Source organism: Glutamicibacter sp. 0426, assembly GCF_001906485.1.
Lineage (GTDB): Bacteria > Actinomycetota > Actinomycetes > Actinomycetales > Micrococcaceae > Glutamicibacter > Glutamicibacter nicotianae.
The window spans coordinates 184,863-198,882 of the sequence record NZ_MPBI01000001.1; the positions used below are offsets into that span (position 1 = coordinate 184,863).

Annotated in this window: 15 protein-coding genes and 3 tRNA genes; 9 read left to right on the forward strand and 9 right to left on the reverse strand. The window is 61.3% G+C overall.

Translation table 11 applies throughout. The features are described from left to right. Positions 1-144: 144 nt before the first annotated feature. Positions 145-216 (reverse strand) — tRNA-Thr (locus tag BKX98_RS00850). Between the two features lie 552 nt (positions 217-768). Between BKX98_RS00850 and BKX98_RS00855 the strand changes: the two genes are divergently transcribed. Beyond that, a tRNA-Thr gene (locus BKX98_RS00855) sits at positions 769-840 on the forward strand. Positions 841-887: 47 nt separating this feature from the next. Continuing rightward, a tRNA-Met gene (locus BKX98_RS00860) sits at positions 888-964 on the forward strand. Positions 965-1,058: 94 nt separating this feature from the next. On the opposite strand, the gene BKX98_RS00865 is transcribed toward BKX98_RS00860, so the two are convergent. Continuing rightward, the gene (locus BKX98_RS00865; RefSeq protein ID WP_052253876.1) at positions 1,059-1,835 is read right to left on the reverse strand and encodes a GTP pyrophosphokinase family protein; all 777 of its coding nucleotides are present in this window, start codon (positions 1,833-1,835) and stop codon (positions 1,059-1,061) included. 240 nt (positions 1,836-2,075) lie between these two features. On the opposite strand from BKX98_RS00865, the gene BKX98_RS00870 reads away from it, so the two are divergent. From BKX98_RS00870 to BKX98_RS00900, 7 genes are all read left to right on the forward strand, one after another. Next, complete coding sequence (locus BKX98_RS00870; protein ID WP_083586566.1) at positions 2,076-3,017, forward strand: DUF2797 domain-containing protein; 942 nt, start codon at positions 2,076-2,078, stop codon at positions 3,015-3,017. A gap of 84 nt (positions 3,018-3,101) precedes the next feature. Then, the gene (locus tag BKX98_RS00875; RefSeq protein ID WP_038992239.1) at positions 3,102-3,377 is read left to right on the forward strand and encodes a hypothetical protein; all 276 of its coding nucleotides are present in this window, start codon (positions 3,102-3,104) and stop codon (positions 3,375-3,377) included. A gap of 101 nt (positions 3,378-3,478) precedes the next feature. Next, on the forward strand, positions 3,479-3,925 hold the full coding sequence (locus BKX98_RS00880) for a MaoC family dehydratase N-terminal domain-containing protein (RefSeq protein ID WP_073705879.1): 447 nt from the start codon (positions 3,479-3,481) through the stop codon (positions 3,923-3,925). A 2-nt stretch (positions 3,926-3,927) separates the two neighbouring features. Then, positions 3,928-4,368 carry a MaoC family dehydratase gene (locus BKX98_RS00885; RefSeq protein WP_038992237.1) on the forward strand — a complete coding sequence of 147 codons (441 nt, stop codon included), beginning with the start codon at positions 3,928-3,930 and terminating at the stop codon, positions 4,366-4,368. Positions 4,369-4,370: 2 nt separating this feature from the next. Next, positions 4,371-5,573 (forward strand): MFS transporter, encoded by a 1,203-nt coding sequence (locus tag BKX98_RS00890; RefSeq protein WP_073705880.1) that lies wholly within the window; start codon positions 4,371-4,373, stop codon positions 5,571-5,573. Positions 5,574-5,628: 55 nt separating this feature from the next. Further along, positions 5,629-6,690: a UDP-N-acetylmuramate dehydrogenase gene (locus BKX98_RS00895; RefSeq protein WP_073705881.1), complete on the forward strand. Its 1,062-nt coding sequence runs from the start codon at positions 5,629-5,631 to the stop codon at positions 6,688-6,690. 43 nt (positions 6,691-6,733) lie between these two features. Next, positions 6,734-7,258, forward strand: coding sequence for a GNAT family N-acetyltransferase (locus tag BKX98_RS00900; RefSeq protein WP_073705882.1), 525 nt, complete (start codon positions 6,734-6,736; stop codon positions 7,256-7,258). 84 nt (positions 7,259-7,342) lie between these two features. On the opposite strand, the gene asd is transcribed toward BKX98_RS00900, so the two are convergent. The 7 genes from asd to BKX98_RS00935 all read right to left on the reverse strand — a co-directional run bounded on the left by asd (position 7,343) and on the right by BKX98_RS00935 (position 13,995). Beyond that, positions 7,343-8,461 carry an aspartate-semialdehyde dehydrogenase gene (gene asd, locus BKX98_RS00905; RefSeq protein WP_073705883.1) on the reverse strand — a complete coding sequence of 373 codons (1,119 nt, stop codon included), beginning with the start codon at positions 8,459-8,461 and terminating at the stop codon, positions 7,343-7,345. Between the two features lie 112 nt (positions 8,462-8,573). Next, a complete protein-coding gene (locus BKX98_RS00910; RefSeq protein ID WP_038992232.1) occupies positions 8,574-8,801 on the reverse strand; it encodes an NF038396 family protein in 228 nt (75 codons plus the stop codon). Between the two features lie 7 nt (positions 8,802-8,808). Further along, positions 8,809-9,384, reverse strand: a complete 576-nt coding sequence (locus BKX98_RS00915) for a dihydrofolate reductase (RefSeq protein WP_073705884.1) — start codon at positions 9,382-9,384, stop codon at positions 8,809-8,811. Continuing rightward, positions 9,381-10,190 carry a thymidylate synthase gene (locus BKX98_RS00920; RefSeq protein ID WP_073706414.1) on the reverse strand — a complete coding sequence of 270 codons (810 nt, stop codon included), beginning with the start codon at positions 10,188-10,190 and terminating at the stop codon, positions 9,381-9,383. The genes BKX98_RS00915 and BKX98_RS00920 overlap by 4 nt, the downstream gene beginning before the upstream one ends. Positions 10,191-10,299: 109 nt before the next feature. Continuing rightward, positions 10,300-10,632, reverse strand: a complete 333-nt coding sequence (locus BKX98_RS00925; RefSeq protein WP_066140787.1) for a GNAT family N-acetyltransferase — start codon at positions 10,630-10,632, stop codon at positions 10,300-10,302. Positions 10,633-10,771: 139 nt separating this feature from the next. Beyond that, on the reverse strand, positions 10,772-11,779 hold the full coding sequence (locus BKX98_RS00930) for an NUDIX hydrolase (RefSeq protein WP_233125253.1): 1,008 nt from the start codon (positions 11,777-11,779) through the stop codon (positions 10,772-10,774). Further along, positions 11,779-13,995 (reverse strand): RNA degradosome polyphosphate kinase, encoded by a 2,217-nt coding sequence (locus BKX98_RS00935; RefSeq protein ID WP_038992229.1) that lies wholly within the window; start codon positions 13,993-13,995, stop codon positions 11,779-11,781. The genes BKX98_RS00930 and BKX98_RS00935 overlap by 1 nt, the downstream gene beginning before the upstream one ends. Positions 13,996-14,020: the final 25 nt, after the last annotated feature.

Sequence of the window (14,020 nt, forward strand, 5' to 3'; positions counted from 1 at the left end):
ACGGAATCTGGGAAAAGGGCGTGGCAGATAACTGGCGAAGCAGCGCGGGCGCAGGCTGAAGCGATGGCCGCGCGATGGGGCACTGAGAGCGGTAGATAAACGAAAAGAGAAGCAATCTGGAACCAGATTGCTTCTCTCATTTCGAGCCCCCTGCCGGAATCGATCCGGCGACCTCGTTCTTACCAAGAACGCGCTCTACCACTGAGCTAAGGGGGCAACAGGTAAATACTTTACACAGGTTTTCGAGGTTTGCAAAATCTGCCGGGGATTTGTTGCTGACATCACAATGTTCCTAATCAAGACGGAAATGGAGGTCGGTGAACGTAGGGGGATTCTGCGCCCGCAATAGCTTGCCTTCATGCCACTGAATTCCGGTTGCCGCACGTGGTGGAGAGTTCACCCACCGGATGCCGCGCACCCAGCCGGATGTCGCGCACCCTTCCGGACGACCCGTGGCCCTGGAGTTCGGGGGGCAGGGGGAGTGTTCTCTTCTGGAGTATTTGTGTTGGAAGATTTGCCGGCTACCTCAAGGGAATTCGGCGCGGAACTCTATCCTGTAAGCCTGAGCGAAGCGGCGATTGACCGCGAGGGGCAACCCAGTGAGCATCGTCACCAGAACACTTTTTGTCCCAGCCTTCGTCCCTGATTGTCTTCAAGGTCTGGCTAAAACCGTTTTGACTAGCAGTTTTATGGAAATCCCCGGGCGCTTTCCAGATCGGTTTGCCGATTTTTCTTTGCCGGGAAATGCGTGTAGAGTATTTACTCGTTGCCCCCTTAGCTCAGTGGTAGAGCGCGTTCTTGGTAAGAACGAGGTCGCCGGATCGATTCCGGCAGGGGGCTCTGAGTGAGAAGCTTTCTTGGCTTCTACTGGATTGTTTCTCACTTGTGGCGGCGTAGCTCAGCTGGTTAGAGCGCACGACTCATAATCGTGAGGTCCCGGGATCGAGTCCCGGCGCCGCTACCAAATCAAAGATCCTCAGCTTCGGCTGAGGATCTTTTTTTGGTTTCCGGGTTCGAAACGGTCTTCGGCGGACCTTGAGCGCTAAAGCCATTAAGGCTTAGTTGTCGGCACACTTTTCGGGGCCTCTGGTGCTGGCTTGCTGTGCCAGCGACAGCAGTCCTTGGAAGGCCTTCGTATCGAATGTCGCCTCGTGGCCTGCTTGGTCATTGGCATCATGGCCGTGTACTTCGGTATGCAACCGTTGCATTTGCATATCGAGTTTCGTTGCAACAGCTGCCGCATCGGCGAGCTCCTGTACCAGATGCTCTGGAACCTCGCCCTCGTACTTGTAGAAAATCTTATGTTCCAGGCTTGCCCAGAAGTCCTGGGCGATGGTGCGGATCTGCAACTCCACTACAACGTCGACAGGGCCGTCGGACAAGAAGACCGGAATTTGCACAATCGCATGAACACTTTTATAGCCGCTAGGCTTCGGGTTCTTGATGTAATCCTTGATCTGGATGACCTTCAGGTCATTTTGAGCGGTCAAGGTGTTCAGGACCTTATAGATGTCCTTGACGAAACTGCAGGTGATGCGCACACCCGCAATATCGCTGAGGTTCTCGCGTATGGCAGTAAGAGACGGTGCGATATTCCGGCGGGCAACCTTGCGCATGATGCTCTCCGGAGTTTTCACCCGGGAACTGACATGTTCGATTGGATTGTATTTGTGCAAGTACAAGAACTCTTCGCGCAAGATCGAGACCTTGGTCAGTACTTCGTCCACCGCAAACTGGTATTCCATCATGAAGCGCTGGAAATCATGGTGGAAGGCCTTCGTCAATCGCTGCAACTCAGCCGGGGAAGGGGTAGTTCCAGCAGCTGAGATTGCCACTGCACGCGTCTCGTCATCAAATGGGACAGAAATCCTGGATCACCTCAACAGATTGTGGCCCGGCCCGCGGTACGTTTCCGGTGCAGTTTCAGCCTACGGGCATCTCCTAAGAATTAGGCCAGAACCAATCGGGAATTTGTTCAGCTAACTTTCGGACTTTGTGTATCGGCCAACCTGTCCGCCGGACCTGGCCATCTGCGGTGAACTATCGTTGGGAGGGGAAACTTCAGAAAGGTCCTGATGGAATTCGCTTCAGCTACCCGGCAGCTATGCCACGGCATCAGCTTCGCAGAACATGAACCCGCCCCGATGCTCCGGCTGCGCAGCGGTGAAACCTGGGGTACCGAGTACCTGGAAGCGGGGCGTTCACTGGCCCTGGAGATCGGAGAACTGAAGTTCTGCCTGGGCTACATCACGATGAAGGCCGACGGCTCGCGCAATACGCTGCCGTGCCCCAAGAACCAGGCCCTGCGCACCGGTACCCAATGCGAGAGCTGCCGCCGGCTGGACCAGTCGAAGTTCATGCACCATTTCCACAAGACGGGCGAAGCCCCCGAAGGCCTTCGCAAGTACCTGGAACAGCCGCACTTCTTGTATATAGCCAGCTTCGCCCACGGCGCGACCAAGGTCGGCACCACCTCGACCAGTAGCAAGTGGACCCGGCTGGCGCAGCAGGGCGCGGTCATTGCGCGTTATGTCGCCCGCGCCAACGACGGGGCGGCCATCCGGGTGCTCGAAGACCTGGTCACCGAGCATGTGGGCCTGAGCCAGCAGGTGAGGCAGAAGTCCAAGGTCAAGGGCTTGGCTAGCTGGGAACTGGACTACGCCCAGCTTGATCAGATCAACGCCGACGCAGCAGGCAGGGCCCGGGACTTCCTCGGCGCGCAGCGGGGCTTGGAGGCCTACGGCGTGCAATTGCGCGACGAGCTGTGGGAGCAGCCGGCTTTCGCCCGCCCAGTCATTGGCGCCTGGGATGCGCATGCGCTGCATGCCTGGACCACGGCCCTGCCCGGAAGCACCGTGAACCTGCGCATCCGCGGCGTGCTGGGACAGAGCATCCTCGCCGACAGCGGCGATGGCACCACCCTGCGCGTGCTGGATGCCGCCGAGCTGAAAACCCGCGAGGTCGCGGTGGTGGAGCAGCGCGGGGACTTCAAGGAAGAGCAATCCGCCTTGTTCTGAGACCAGAATGCTGTCGGGGGAGTCACGCGGAAATGCCCCGGCGGCAATGAGCGCTCCCGGCCCGGGCTGAACTAGACTTGAGCCATGACCAACACTCCTTGGGAATCCGCCTCGCCGCGCTACAAGAAGCTCGTCTTCGCCGCCATGGGCATCATGGGCGTGGGCATCATCCTGGCCATCATCGGCGCCAACATTCCGTCCCTGCCCACGGTCTACACCGCGATCGGCATCATGGTCATCGGCATGCTCTGCCACATCGCCAGCCTGGTTGTCCGGGCCAAGGACGCACGCCAGTGGCGCATCGAGAATGGCCTTGCCGCACCACGGACCAACAAGCGCCCCTCCGACGGGCAGAACTAGGCTCCCGCAAGAATTCCACAGTGTGACCGGGCAGCTGCGCCCGGATTTCGTATCCGGCGGCATCCACGCCCGGCCACGTCCAACAACGTTCAGGAGAACCCATGGGCATCAACCCTGACCTGGTAGGGCGCATCTACCCTGCCGGCGAGTCCTACCAGGTAGGCCGCGAGAAGATCCGCGAATTCGCCGCCGCCACCAAAGCCGCCAACCCGGCGCACTACGACGTGCAGGCAGCCCGCAAGCTGGGCTACAGCGACGTTGTCGCCCCGCCGACCTTCGCAATCATCATCGCACAGCGGGCCGATGCGCAGCTGATCTCCGACCCGGCCAGCGGCATCGACTTCTCCCGCGTGGTGCATGCCGACCAGCGATTCACCCACCACCGACCGATCGTGGCGGGTGATGAACTGCTCGCCGAGCTCTACGTGGACCAGGTCCGCGAGATGGGCGCCGGCGCGATGATCACCACCCGCGCCGAAATCACCACCGCGGCCGGCGAGAAGATCGCCACCACCGTTTCATCGCTACTGGTACGAGCTGAGGACTAAGCATGATTGAATTCGACAGCCTCGAAAAGGGACAGGTCATTGGATCGCACACGGTGCAGGTCAACCGCGCGGACCTGGTTCGCTATGCCGGAGCTTCGGGCGACTTCAACCCGATCCACTGGAATGAGCGCTTCGCCAAGGAGGTGGAACTGCCTTCGGTGATCGCCCATGGCATGTTCACCATGGGTTCGGTCATCGACCTGGTCTCGCAGTGGGTAGGGAACCCGGGCGCCATCATCGACTACCAGACCCGCTTCACCAAGCCGGTCGTCGTCGAGGACCCGGAAGGCTCCAACCCATCGGAGCATGAAGGCACCACCATCTCGGTGGAAGGCAAGGTCGGCGCCTTGGACGCCGAAGCCCGCACCGCCCGCATCGACTTGGCAGTCTCGGCCGATGGAGCCAAGGTGCTGCTCAAGTGCCAGGCAGTGGTGCAGCTCTAGGCATGCAGCTTCCAGGTGATGCGCAGCGGCCGGCAACCCAGTGGCGCAATGCGCTGATGGCCGCCTACCTGGCCAGCGGCCTGCTGATCTCGGCCCTGGTCTCGCGCTTGCCGGCGGTGCGCGACGCCCTGGCGCTAGACCACGCCAGTGTCGGCCTGCTGCTGCTGTGCCTGAGCGCAGGGTCCTTCCTGTCCGTGTCGGTCTCGGGGCAGCTGGTCCTGCGGCTGGGCGCCACCAGCGTCATGCGCATCGCCGCGACCCTGGCCGGCGGCTCGCTGATCCTCGTCGGCGTCGGTGCCGGGATCTTCGGCAGCGCCGTCATCTGCGGCATCTTCCTCTTCGCCCAGGGACTGGGCACCGCCTCATGGAATGTCGCCTCCAACGTCCAAGGCGCGGCCATGGAACGGGCCCTGGGCAAGAGCATCATGCCTGCCCTGCACGGCTTCTTCTCCATTGGCACGGTAATCGGCGCCGGTGCCGGCGCGCTGGGCGCACGCCTGCAGATCCCGCTGCAGTACCACTACGGCCTCATGGGCCTTCTCATCATCGCCACGGTGCTGTTCAGCGCGCGATTCTTCGGCGAAGACTTCAGCCGGACCCCGCGCACCAGCAGCAACGGGTCCTCGCTGAAGAAGGCCTGGACCGAGCCGCAGACCGTGCTCCTGGGCGTGCTGGTGCTGGGCATGGCCCTGGCCGAAGGCGCTGCCGGAGACTGGGTGGCCATGGCGCTGGTGGACGGATACCAGACGAAGGAAGGCGTGGGCGCCATCGGCTACGGCGTCTTCGTGGCCGCCATGACCCTGACCCGCCTGCTCTCCGGCGATTTGATCCTGCGGATGGGCAGGGTTTTCATGATCCGTGCCAGCGCCATCAGCGCGCTGGTTGGCGTGCTGCTCTTCGCCTTCGGCAACAATCTGCCCCTGGCCTTCGTGGCCTTGGCCATCTGGGGCATGGGCGTGGCCCTGACCTTCCCGTTGGCCATGAGCGCTGCCTCGGATGATCCGGTGCATGCCGCGACCCGCGTCTCGGTGGTGTCCACCATCGGGTACGGCGCGTTCCTCGGCGGCCCGCCCCTCCTGGGTCTGCTGGCCGAAGTCATCGGGCTGCTGCCGGCCCTGGGCTCCATCTCCATCCTGGTGGTTGTGGCCTTCTGCCTGTCCTCGAATGCCGCCGGAAGCCGTGCCGGCGGCGAGCCCAAGGCCTAACTGGCCGGGCAGGAAGCCCACACCTACCTCCTCATACGGAAAGTAAACTGAAGCAATGCTGAAGAACCTGACCACGACCCGCGTCGGCGGGCCAGCCCGGCAAATGGTGACCGCAACCAGCGAAGCTGAACTGGCTCACGCAGTAGCCGCCGCGGATGCCGCAGGGCAGGACGTCCTGCTCATTGGCGGGGGGTCCAACCTGGTGATCTCCGATGAGGGCTTCCCGGGTGTTGCCGTGCAGATTGCCACCCGTGGATTGCACCTGGACGAGCAGCCGAATGGCAAGGTGCTGCTGCGTGCCGCAGCCGGCGAGAACTGGGACACGACCGTTGAATACAGCTTGGCTGAGGGCCTGAGCGGGCTGGAAGCGCTCTCGGGCATCCCAGGGTGCACCGGTGCCACCCCGGTGCAGAACGTTGGAGCCTACGGTGCAGACGTGTCCCAGACCTTGGCGTGGGTGCGCGCCTATGACCGCGAGAGCGACCAGGTGCTCAAGCTGGATAACGCCGAGCTTGAATTCGCCTACCGGGAGTCGCTCATCAAGCGCACCAGCACCAATGGGTCCCCGCGCTATGTGGTCCTCGAGGTGGCGTTCCTGCTGGCCCGCGAGAACGAATCGGCTCCGATCCGCTACACAGAGCTGGCCCGCCGGCTCGGGGTTGAAGCGGGAGACCGCGCCAACGCGCTCCAAGTGCGCCAAACAGTGCTCGAATTGCGCCGTTCCAAGGGCATGGTCTTTGATATCAAGGACGCTGACTCGCATTCCACCGGTTCCTTCTTCACCAACCCCATCGTTGAATCCAGCGTCCTGGACAAGCTTCCGCCGAACGCCCCGAACTACCCGGTGGAACAAGCCGGCTTCGTGAAGCTGTCCGCTGCGTGGCTTATCGACCAGGCCGGTTTCTCCAAGGGCTACGGTTTGGAGGGGACCTGCGGATTCGCGCTCGCCGATGGCCGCGCCTCGCTGTCCACCAAGCACACGCTGGCCATCACCAACCGCGGGGAAGCCACTGCCCAGGACATTTTGGCCATCGCCCGCTCAGTACGTGCCGGCGTGCAGGAACGTTTTGGAATTGAACTGGTCAACGAGCCGTTGCTGATTGGCGAAGTGCTCTAAGTGAAATGCTTCCCGGCGGTTGCCGGGGCAAGGGAGGAATGCCGTGGCGGAAGTATCCCTGCGAAAGCTCTGTCCAGCAGATATCGACCTGCTGGAGGTGAACTTCCAATCCGTCCAGGGCGCCGGCGAAGCCCAATGGTTCGGCTTCTGGGATACCAGCAAGCTGCGCAACCGCGTGGCCCAAGACCAAATGATCGGCAGCGCTGACGGTGCGCTGGCAATTTGCCTGGGAGAGCAGGTCATCGGCAAAGCCGATTGGTTCACCGTCACGTCGTGGGGCCGGGCCAACACCTCTGCCTGCTGGGAAATCGCCATCGGCATCTTTGCCGAGTTCCGCGGCCTGGGCCTTGGCACCCGAGCGCAGGAGTTGCTTGTCGATTACTTGTTCTCCCATTACCCGCGGCATCGGATTCAGGCCACGACAGCCGCTGAAAACCTGGCTGAGCAGAGGTGCCTGGAGAAGCTGGGGTTCACCCGCGAGGGTGTCATCCGGCAAGCGCAGTGGCGTGCCGGTGCGTGGCATGACCAGCTGATCTATTCGCTGCTCAGGAATGAGTTGGCCCGCTAGCGCTCACCTGCAGGAAAATGGCACACAGCCCGGAACAGAAATCCTGTTCCGGGCTGTGTGCCATGGTTTGCGCTTCAGGGATGGCTAGAGGCGGCCCTGGGCGATAGCGAGCATGCGGCGCAGCGGCTCCGCTGCGCCCCACAGCAGCTGGTCGCCGACGGTGAAGGCCGAGATGTATTCCGGGCCCATTTCCAGCTTGCGGATGCGGCCTACCGGGATGTCCAAGGTGCCTGAAGCCGCGACCGGAGTCAGCTGATCCACGGTCGCTTCCTTCTCGTTCGGGATGACCTTGGCCCACTCGTTGTCGGCTGCCAGCAGCGACTCGATTTCGGAGACCGGCAGGTCTTCCTTCAGCTTCAGCGTCAGTGCCTGCGAGTGCGAACGCATGGCGCCAATGCGGACGCACAGTCCGTCCATGATGATCTGCTGTTCACCGGAAGTCTGCAGGATCTTGTTGGTCTCAACGCCTGCCTTCCATTCCTCGCGGGACTGGCCGTTGCCCAGATCCGCGTCGATCCATGGGATCAGCGAGCCGCCCAGCGGTACGCCGAACTGGGAAGCGTCGAGGTTTCCGCGCTGGGTTTCCAGAACCTTGCGGTCGATTTCCAGGATGGCGCTTGCCGGGTCAGCCAGTTCGCTGCCCACCGATGCGTTGATGTCGCCGAACTGGGTGAGCAGTTCGCGCATGTGGCGGGCTCCGCCGCCGGAAGCGGCCTGGTAGGTCATCGCGGTGCCCCACTCGACCAGGTTGTTCTTGAACAACCCGCCCAAGCCCATGAGCATGCACGAGACGGTGCAGTTGCCGCCGATGTAGTCCTTGGTGCCAGCGGCCAGGGATTCGTCGATCACCGAGCGGTTGACCGGGTCCAGGACGATGACGGAATCATCGTTCATGCGCAGCGAGGACGCGGCATCGATCCACAGGCCGTCCCAGCCGGACTTGCGCAGCTCGGTGTGGACCTTGGTTGTGTAGTCGCCACCCTGGGCGGTGACGATAATCGGCAACTTCGACAGCGTGTCAATGTCGAACGCGTCCTGCAGCGGGCCGGCGCCCTCAGCGAATGCCGGGGCGTTGCCGCCAGCATTGGAAGTCGAGAAAAATACCGGGTCGATCTGGGCAAAATCGCCCTCGTCGAGCATGCGCTGCATCAGCACGGATCCAACCATGCCTCGGTAACCTACAAAACCAACAGATGAAGTCATGTCTCCATGGTAGGTGCGATGATCGGGCAGAGCCCGGTTCGTTACAAGAGTTAAAGCAGAATCACACCCAAGCCCCAGCAGGGTTCAGGTGTGATTCGGTACAGCGAAAGTTTTACTTTTCCTCAAGCAGCAGCTTGCGGTTCTTGATCGCCCACATCGCCGAGAAGATGAAGATCTGCGTGGGAACCAGCAATAGGATCAGTCCGAAAATCTTGTGGCCGCCCAGAACCATGAAGAAGCCGAGTACGGCCACCACCAATGCCAGCAGCGGGAAGAGCATGTATCCGAGAATGAAGAGTGCCTCGGGGTGCTGCTTGAGCTCTCCGATGTATTTTTTCATGGTCGTTCTAGTCCTTTTGGCGAAGCCAGGTTTCAAAGCGGTAGCGGGTACCGGTGGAGGAAGTATGCCAACGGGCAGCTTCCGATTCTTGGGATGGATCGCAAGCACCCAGAGCGAAGTCGGCGGTGAGCGCGGGTGCAGAGGTGTCTCCTTCGGGGGAGACATCAAGCTTGGTGACCACTGCGAGGTCCAGCAGGTCCAGTGCCTGTGCGTAGACCTTGCCGCCGCCAATGATCCAGACTTCTTCGCCGCCTTCGCTGCGCTGTGCCAGGGCAACGGCTTCTTCCAGGCTCGAGACGGGTACTGCGCCGTCCTTGCGAAGTTGCCCATGGGCATCGGCCTGAGTGGTCAGCACGATGTTGGTGCGGCCTGGCAGGGGGCGGAACCTCGCCGGAAATGAGTTCCATGTGGTGCGGCCCATGATTACCGGATGGCCTGCGGTGGTGCGCTTGAAATGGGCCAGATCCTCGGGAACATGCCATGGCATAGCACCGCCAGCGCCAATGATGCCGTTCTCGGCTTGGGCCCAAATGGCGCCAATTAGCGGTTGCGCTTCGTGCGCGTGGCGCGGATTGGAGGTCATACGGCTACGGTTCCCTTGATGGTCGGGTGGTGCTGGTAGTCGTTGACGCTGAAATCTTCCAGCGTGTAGTCGAAGATCGACTCTGGCTTGGAATTGAAGCTGAGCGTCGGGTATGGGTAAGGATCGCGGGAGAGCTGTTCCTTTACCTGTTCCAAGTGGTTGGTGTAGATGTGCACGTCGCCGCCGGTCCAGATGAACTCGCCTGGTTCCAGGTCGAGCTGGTGCGCCAGCATGCGGGTGAGCAGGGCATAGGAGGCGATGTTGAAAGGCACGCCCAGGAACATGTCTGCACTGCGCTGGTAAAGCTGGCACGAGAGCTTGCCTTCGGCGACGTAGAACTGGAAGAACACGTGGCATGGCGGCAGCGCCATGTTGTGGATTTCTGCGACGTTCCACGCCGAGACGATATGGCGGCGGGAGTCAGGGTTGTTGCGCAACGAGTCGACCAGCTGGGAAATCTGGTCAATGTGGCCGCCTTCGGGAGTTGGCCAGCTGCGCCATTGGACGCCGTAGACCGGGCCGAGTTCGCCGTGCTCATCAGCCCATTCGTTCCAGATGCGAACGCCTTGGTCCTGCAGCCACTTCACGTTGGACTCGCCGCGCAGGAACCACAGGAGCTCGGCAGCCACAGACTTGAAGTGCACCCTTTTGGTGGTGATCAGCGGGAAAGAATCCTTCAGATCGAAGCGGATCTGGCGGCCGAATACCGACAGGGTTCCGGTTCCGGTGCGGTCTTCCTTGGAGGCGCCGTTTTCCAGCACGTCTCGAAGCAGATCTTCATAGGGGGTCGCGATTGAACTCGTCATCATACCTGTCGTGCTGGTGGTCGGCGCTGGCTTATTCACACCTTCCAGTTTAGATCACTCGGGATGCTGCCGGAACAAGGCGCAAGGATGACCCTGCTCGCATTCGAGGCTAGCTGGCGGAAACCACCATGTCGTTGTATTCCGGGTAGCGGTGCAGGTAGTCCTGGACGTAGCTGCATTCGGGAATGATCTTCAGGCCCTCGTCGCGGAACTTGTCCAGAACCAAGGTCACCAGGGCACGAGCATATCCGCGGCGGCCGAATTCCTCATTGACGATGGTGTGCTGAATCGTGGCGATCCCGTCTTCTTCGTGGTAGCCGAGAAAGCCGACGAAAGTGGAACCGTGCCACAGCGAATAGCGGCCACGGCTCGCGTCGTGATCCAGACGCAGGCCATGGTGCACAATCTTCTCGACTGGCTGGTGCGGCTGCTTGGCAGTCATGGCATTACCTCATTCTCGGCTGTGACGTGTGTCCTATTTACAGTCTTATCCCTAATCGGAGCCAGATGCAACGGGTCGAGCCAAGCCATGAGAGAACATCGATGCACGGCATGCAATGGACGGGCAGCGGTCGTCGAGGCTAATCGTGGTACGGCGTGTGGATCTCGAATGAGACAATGCGCGGTTTGCCGGCTTGGACCTGCTGTGCAACGATCAAGGATCCTGGTTCCAAATAGGGATCTTGATCCGGCAGCGCCTGGGCCAGTTCAGCGGTGGAGTTCTTTGCGAGGACCTCCAGTACGAAGGGCAGCACCGGCCGATGGGTGCAAATGACCTGGGAACGGTACTTGTCGAACAGCTTCTGCACGGCCTTGCGGGCTCGCTCAGGCTTGCGCGTGGCAGCATGTTCGGTCAGTGCCTTGATGCTCTTGAGGTTCAACGCGTGCAAGGCTGCGTAGGGCGTAATCGTCTGTACGCAACGCATCCACGGCGAAGAAGCCACGTGCATAGGCTTCCACGCTTCGAGCATCCGCGAAACAGCCTGCGCTTGGCGCCGTCCGGTCGCCGCCAGCGGGCGGTCGCCCTCGGCGCGCGTCCATTTGCCACGCGGCTTGGCCTTGGCATGGCGGACGATCAGCACCGGGTGCGTATCGAGCACGCCAGCGTCATGGGCCCGCACCAGGTCGTCCAGCGGCTGGTTGTCGGTGGCCGCGGACAGCATCCTGGCAGCTTTCTTGGGGCTGACCCAGCGCGTCTCGTCGCATTCTGCGCCGTCGGGTTCGATCACCGTCTGCGGATCGGTCTTGGCCGCCCAGTAGTAGACGACCTTGGTTTTCTGCCCGACTGTGTAGGCAGTGGCCGAAAGCGGGATGCCCAAGGTTATGCGCAACCCGATTTCCTCGCGGACCTCGCGCAACGCGCACTCTGCGATGGATTCGCCCTGGTCCAGCTTTCCCTTGGGCCAGGACCAGTCGTCGTACTTGGGACGGTGGATCAAGAGAACTTGCAGTTTGCCGTCCTTCAGCCTCCAGGGGATCGCCCCGGCAGCCACGATGTCGTATTCGCCAAGGCGGATTTCCTCGGCGTCTGCGGATCGGATGATGTCACGAGCCCTGGTGCGGGTATCGCGCAGCTCTGATTCGTTCACTAGCTGTTACGTCCACTGTTCCGTCGGCGGGCATGTTCTTCTACTAGCCAGAACTGGACATCGGAGAGCGGCTTGCCATCCTCGTCCTGGTAATGGCGGATCCATTCTCCATCGGAGTTCAAGTGCCAGGAAGCGGTCTTGTCATCCATGTAGCGGGCCAGCAGCGTGATCATGCGATCGATGTCTTCCGGGTTGCGCAGCGAAACCAGGGCTTCCACGCGCCGGTCCAGGTTGCGGTGCATCATGTCGGCGGAGCCGATGTACACCAGTGGATCTCCGCCATTTTCGAACATGAACACGCGGCTGTGCTCAAGGAAACGGCCAAGGATGGAGCGCACTTCGATGTTCTCGCTCAGTCCGGGGACACCCGGGCGCAGGGCGCAGATGCCGCGAACAATGACTTCCACCTTGACGCCTGACTGGCTGGCCCGGTACAGCGCATCGATGATGGCTTCATCCACGATCGAGTTGACCTTGATGACGACCTTCGCCGGCTTGCCCGCGGTGGCGTTGACGATTTCCTTCTCGATGTGCGCCAGCAGTCCGGTGCGTACCGAACGCGGAGCAACCAGCAAGCGGTTGTATGTCGAGCGCGGGGCGTAGCCCGAGAGCTGGTTGAAGAGCTTGGAGATATCCTCGCCAACCTCGTCGTCGCAGGTGAGCAAGCCGAAGTCCTCGTAGTAGCGCGCGGTGCGCGGGTGGTAGTTTCCGGTGCCGATATGGCAGTAGCGGCGCAGCTTGTCGCCTTCGCGGCGAACCACCAGGGAGAGCTTGGAGTGGGTTTTCAGGCCAACGATGCCGTAGACCACGTGCACTCCGGCCTGCTCCAGCTTGCGAGCCCAGGAGATGTTGGCCTGCTCGTCGAAGCGCGCCTTGATTTCCACCAGGGCCAGGACTTGCTTGCCGGCTTCTGCCGCGTCGATCAGCGCATCGACAATTGGCGAGTCGCCGCTGGTGCGGTACAGGGTCTGCTTGATGGCCATGACCTTCGGGTCAGCTGCGGCCTGTTCCAGGAAGGCCTGCACGCTGGTGGAGAAGGAATCATAGGGATGGTGAAGCAGGATGTCGCGGCGGCGTACGGCCGCGAACACATTGGCGGCCTTGGCAGTTTCCGATTCGTTCAGGTAGTTGGAAGTATGGCCGACATGCTTGGTGTAGTGCAGCTCGGAACGATCCAGCGATGCGATGACACCGAGGCCGCGCAGGTCCAATGGGGTGGGAAGCTTGAAGACCTCGTCCTCTTCCACACCTAGTTCGCGCGTGAGCAGTTCCATGATTTCGGGGTTGATGTCATCGGCGACCTCCAAGCGAACCGGTGGACCGAAGCGGCGGCGCAGCAATTCCTTCTCCAGCGCCTGCAGCAGGTTTTCTGCATCGTCTTCTTCAACTTCCAGGTCTTCGTTGCGGGTAACGCGGAAGAAGTGGTGCTCAACGATTTCCATGCCGGGGAACAGCAGCTCCAGGTGTACCGCGATGAGCGCTTCGAGCGGGATGAAGCGGGCGGTGCGCAGCGACGAGTGCGCAGCGCGGGTGCCGTCGATGCTGATCAGGCGGGCGATGGTGTCCGGCACCTTCAAGCGGGCGAAGAGTTCTTTGCCGGTCAATGGGTTGCGGACTACCACAGCCAAGTTCAGCGAGAGGCCGGAAATGTAGGGGAACGGGTGGGCGGGGTCAACGGCCAGCGGGGTGAGTATCGGGAACACCTGGGAAACGAACCATTTGGAAAGCAGTTCTCGTTCGGAGGCCGAAAGGTCTTCCCATGTGGTGATGCGGATCCCTTGCTCGGTCAAATCCGGGTAGACCGAGTCGGCGAAGACCTTGGCGTGGCGGGTCTGCAGTGCGTGGGCCGAGGAGAGCAGCAGCTCCAGCTGGTCTACCGGGTTCATGCCGTTTGCCGCTGGCACTGCCAGTCCTGCGTGGATGCGGCGCTTCAGCCCGGCAACGCGAACCATGAAGAACTCATCGAGGTTCGAGGCGAAGATGGACAGGAAGTTCACACGTTCCAGCAATGGCAGATCGGTGTCTTCGGCCAGTTCCAGTACACGGGCGTTGAAGTGCAGCCAGCTGAGCTCGCGGTCAAGGAAACGTTCATTTTTGAATCCGCCATCAGGATGCAAGTCCGGCAGCGAATCGGCAGGTTCTATGCGGTCCTCGTTGACTTTCGAAGAAGGGACATCGCGTAGTTGAGTACCAGTTTCCTTGGGGTAGCTATTCATCTGCTGAACTCACTTCTTTCCTGCA

Bases quoted from the DNA above. Each gene is read 5' to 3' on its own strand.
- BKX98_RS00870 (WP_083586566.1), top strand. From the start codon at position 2,076: ATGGAATTCGCTTCAGCTACCCGGCAGCTATGCCACGGCATCAGCTTC.
- BKX98_RS00875 (WP_038992239.1), top strand. From the start codon at position 3,102: ATGACCAACACTCCTTGGGAATCCGCCTCGCCGCGCTACAAGAAGCTC.
- BKX98_RS00880 (WP_073705879.1), top strand. From the start codon at position 3,479: ATGGGCATCAACCCTGACCTGGTAGGGCGCATCTACCCTGCCGGCGAG.
- BKX98_RS00885 (WP_038992237.1), top strand. From the start codon at position 3,928: ATGATTGAATTCGACAGCCTCGAAAAGGGACAGGTCATTGGATCGCAC.
- BKX98_RS00890 (WP_073705880.1), top strand. From the start codon at position 4,371: ATGCAGCTTCCAGGTGATGCGCAGCGGCCGGCAACCCAGTGGCGCAAT.
- BKX98_RS00895 (WP_073705881.1), top strand. From the start codon at position 5,629: ATGCTGAAGAACCTGACCACGACCCGCGTCGGCGGGCCAGCCCGGCAA.
- asd (WP_073705883.1), bottom strand. From the start codon at position 8,461: ATGACTTCATCTGTTGGTTTTGTAGGTTACCGAGGCATGGTTGGATCC.
- BKX98_RS00910 (WP_038992232.1), bottom strand. From the start codon at position 8,801: ATGAAAAAATACATCGGAGAGCTCAAGCAGCACCCCGAGGCACTCTTC.
- BKX98_RS00915 (WP_073705884.1), bottom strand. From the start codon at position 9,384: ATGACCTCCAATCCGCGCCACGCGCACGAAGCGCAACCGCTAATTGGC.
- BKX98_RS00920 (WP_073706414.1), bottom strand. From the start codon at position 10,190: ATGACGAGTTCAATCGCGACCCCCTATGAAGATCTGCTTCGAGACGTG.
- BKX98_RS00925 (WP_066140787.1), bottom strand. From the start codon at position 10,632: ATGACTGCCAAGCAGCCGCACCAGCCAGTCGAGAAGATTGTGCACCAT.
- BKX98_RS00935 (WP_038992229.1), bottom strand. From the start codon at position 13,995: ATGAATAGCTACCCCAAGGAAACTGGTACTCAACTACGCGATGTCCCT.